The sequence below is a fragment of the Roseovarius sp. D22-M7 genome (genome assembly GCF_037083785.1).
GTDB lineage: Bacteria > Pseudomonadota > Alphaproteobacteria > Rhodobacterales > Rhodobacteraceae > Roseovarius.
In genome coordinates, this window is sequence record NZ_JBAPKY010000121.1 from 1 (window position 1) to 3,714 (window position 3,714).

The 3,714-nt window shown below is 64.8% G+C and carries 2 protein-coding genes; both read right to left on the reverse strand.

The window, feature by feature from the left end; genetic code table 11:
• Positions 1-562: 562 nt before the first annotated feature.
• A complete protein-coding gene (locus V8324_RS21285) occupies positions 563-1,678 on the reverse strand; it encodes a TauD/TfdA family dioxygenase (protein WP_336421898.1) in 1,116 nt (371 codons plus the stop codon).
• 320 nt (positions 1,679-1,998) lie between these two features.
• On the reverse strand, positions 1,999-3,399 hold the full coding sequence (locus tag V8324_RS21290) for a fused MFS/spermidine synthase (protein WP_336421899.1): 1,401 nt from the start codon (positions 3,397-3,399) through the stop codon (positions 1,999-2,001).
• Positions 3,400-3,714: the final 315 nt, after the last annotated feature.

Consider the following 3,714-nt stretch of genomic DNA (forward strand, 5'->3'; position numbering starts at 1 on the left):
ATTTGGTGGCCGCTCGCCTGTGGGCTTTGCCACCTCCGGGGTGGGTCATTTTTGGATGATCACACCGGGTCAGTTTTGAATGCACATTGACACCGGATGGTCCGATCTACATAGTCATGCGACTCTACTGGCCGGAAAAAGTTGCGCTGGACGGAAGCTGGCAACCCCCAGCAATCGCGGCAGTGAAATGATCCGGCGGCTATTGCATTCCCCCCTTGCGCACTGGCTTGGCGATAGCCACGAAAGAGCCAAACAGACCGGGGGGCCGTCTTCTGACCTGCTCTGCACAACCACCACAACTTCAAGACATCTGAGCTGGCCCCTTTGTCGACCGAACTCCGCCCCGCTGCCCGGTAGAATACATTGTCCGTGATCTCCACGTTGAACAGCACGCAGCGAGCGGCCGGTCTGAAGAAGCTGCGCTGCGGCGCTTGATAGCGTGGCGAACGTCCCGGCTGGGCCGTTAGCACCAAGCGGGAAGAAACTGAACGAGCGTTTTGAATTGGGAGTTGGCGCACCGCTTATCGCCGCGCACCAACAAATGCTGTTTTTGTGGTCCCGCTTATCCCTGCGAACGCTCGAGCACGCGAAGGCGGCTGTCCCATTCGCCACGATCGACATAGCAGCCGTGCAGGTGCCGGAAGCCGGTTGCCGGATCGAACGCCTCGCGACCATGCAGAACGCGGCGGTTGTCGAACACGACCATCTCGCCGGCCCGCAGTTTCAGCGCGATGCCGTAGGCCGGGTCGCGCGTCATCTCCATGAAACGGCGATAGGCGCGGTAGAAGGAGGTCATGACCGCGGGGTCCAGATCGAGAATATCCGCAAGATGCGCATTGAAGCAGATTTCGGAAACCTCGCGACGCGTGTCGAGGGTAATGACCGTCTTGCGTGAGCGAATGTCAGTGACGTGGTCATGGAAACGAAAGGGAACCGTCACCGTCGAAAGTATCTCGAACGCCGCGGGATCCCGCGCGCGCAGGTCCTCAGCCACGGCAACCCCGTCGCAAAATGTGGACCCACCCCCTTCGGCCTGGTTGGCGAGACAATGCAGGAACTGGTACCCGGGTGGTAACTCCTGGTTGGTCAGGTCGGTGTGCAGCGGAAGCGCATCCGAAGTGTAGGCGAGGTTGTTCGGATCGGGCTTGGAGGCCACCTCGAAGGTCAGGCCGAAATTGGTCTCTCGCAGGTGACCGACGCGTCGTGCGACCTTGATCCCGGCCTCGGTGGTGTCGGCCAGCCCGGTCACGATCGACAGCCCGTAGCGCTTGGTCTGACGCAGCCAGTCCATCACAGCCTCGTCCGAGGTCATGAGGCCTTCCGCGTCGTGACGTGGCACACCCGCGCCGCCAAGGTCGGCTCGCCAAGCGACGGGAGTGATGTTCGCGGGATCATGGCGCGGCTGGCCCGGCCGGTGGACCTTTATCCAGTTCAGGTCGAACCGGCTCGGCTCGTCCTGATCGTTCCAGGTTATGAGGAGGTCGTCGGGCGTTACCTCGGCTTTGCATGGTTTGAGGTCGAGTGGCACGACCGTGAGATCGAAGGTGCGCTCGCCCGTTGTCGGGTGGAAGCCCGAAGGGTCAGTATCGCGCAGCCAGATGTAGGGGAAGTCGCCGACGGTTCCATCTGACCATCGGATTTCGAGGCCCTCGGCCCCGGTGGTGAGGGTGGGTTGCATGTGTGTCTCCGGTAAAGCTGTTGTGGTCAGGCGTGACGGATCGGCCGCCCTGCGGGGGCGGCCACCACGCGTGGGCCTTCGCATGAGGATGGCCCGGACATCTTCCCAGGACGGTGCACATGTCTTCCCGTTACCTTGCTTCTAAGATGAGCAAAACACGGCTGCACCGGTCGGCGCAAGCAGATCGTGAGATGTGAATTCCTGTCTGCGACACCATGCTGCGCCGTCCGCGGAATGACGGCTTTGGAGAACGCCGCCGCGCAGCATCCGCGAGGGTAGGTGGCGGCTATCGGCCGAAAGCACCGGGCAGAGCGTCAGATTCACCGATGCCCGATCCAGCCGCGATCATCGGTGAAGGCGCGCGCGTCGGAGATTTCTGAGCGGCCGTAGCCGTTTGGCAAACTGTCCAGAGGCTCGAGCGGCCGAAAGGAGGCCGCGAGGAGGATGTTGGCGCGGCCCCGCGCGTTCACGCCGCCCTGAACGGCCTCGACATTCGGATAAAGCGCGCGCAGGATCGCGTGGACCCCGCGCGTGAGCGGGCCGTCGGGGGTATCCAGAAGGTTCACGTAGACCGGGCCGTCGACGATCTTGCGCAGCCGCGCGAAGGTTTCGCGCGTGACCAGATGCGCCGGGACCGAGCCGGAGGAGAACGCATCCATCACGGCGGCGTCGAAGCGTTGGTCGGTTTCGTTCAGGAAGACCCGCCCGTCGGCATGCACGATGCCGAGCCGCCCGCCCGCGCCGTCATCCTCGGATGCGTCATATCCGGTCTGCGCGATCATGTCCGCAGCACCCGGCATGTGCCTGCGCACCACCTTCGTCACCAGGGGGTCGATCTCGACGGCCACCGCCCGGGCGTTGGGCCGCGAGGCGAGCAGCTTGGTGGGCAGGGTGTAACCGCCGCCGCCGACGAACAGAACCGATGCCTTTGGCCCCAGATCGCGTTCCAGGCGCGCCCAGAGCCACGCGGTATAGCTCAGGACAAGCTCTATGGTGCCACTCTCGGCCTCAACCCTCGTGACCCGCTCGGCGGCCTGCACTGTGCCATCCGAGACGAGGCGCACCTCCGCGCCCCGCTGGACGACATGCAGGCAGGACAGGCCGGATTCGTACTGGCAGGCCGGCGATCCGGCGAGGCCCGCAAAGGCAACGAACCCCGCGGCCGCGAGGGTCACGCCCGGGTTTCGCTTATGGCCGCCGCGTATGGGGGGCAGGCAGAGCAGCGCCACCGCCCCGCAGGCCGCGAAGGTCGCCGTCGAGCCGATCAGCGGCAAGGTCACGAACCCGGCGAGGATGGCCCCGAAGATCGCGCCGACCGACCCTGCGGCCAGCACGAACCCCAGCGACGATCCCTCCCGGCCCGGCCGCGCCTCAATCGCGAGTTTCGCGAGCAGGGGCGACGGCAGGGTCACACAGACGGACGCCGGAAAGAACACGAGAACCACGCTGAGCATCATGCCACCCGTGCCGCGCGCGCCCCAGGCATGCACGAGGCCGAGCAGCGTCGGCGACACGGCCATCAGGACCGCCGTCGCGACGAGCGCGCTGCGGACAATGCGCAAGGCTGCGGCGCGCGGCCGTTCCGCCACGATCCCCCCGAGGGCGCTGCCCAAGGAAAAGCCACCCAGAACCGTCGCGATCACGGTCGTCCAGGTCAGCAGTGAGGTGCCGAAGAACGGCGCGAGCACGCGGCCCGCGGCAACCTCGTAGGTCAGCCCCACGGCCGACAGTATGAGGATGAGGGCGACGGTGACCGAAAAGCGGATGGTAGTCTCCTTGTCGTTTCAGGGGCAGCAGAACTGTACTGCGCCTGCACGGCCCCACGAAGTAGCAGGCTTTTCGCACAAATCATGTTTTCCGAAAACGGGAGGACGGAGAGGTTTTTCCAGCGCGCAGATGGGCATGGCGCCAACCTGCAAGGTCTCGTCACGAATGAGAAGCCCTTGTCTTATCAATTTCGCGGGTTCCCGGAGTAGACGGGAGGCACTGCCGGCCACGCCATTTATGGCGGGCAGTGGCGGCGGTTGGATCGAGGA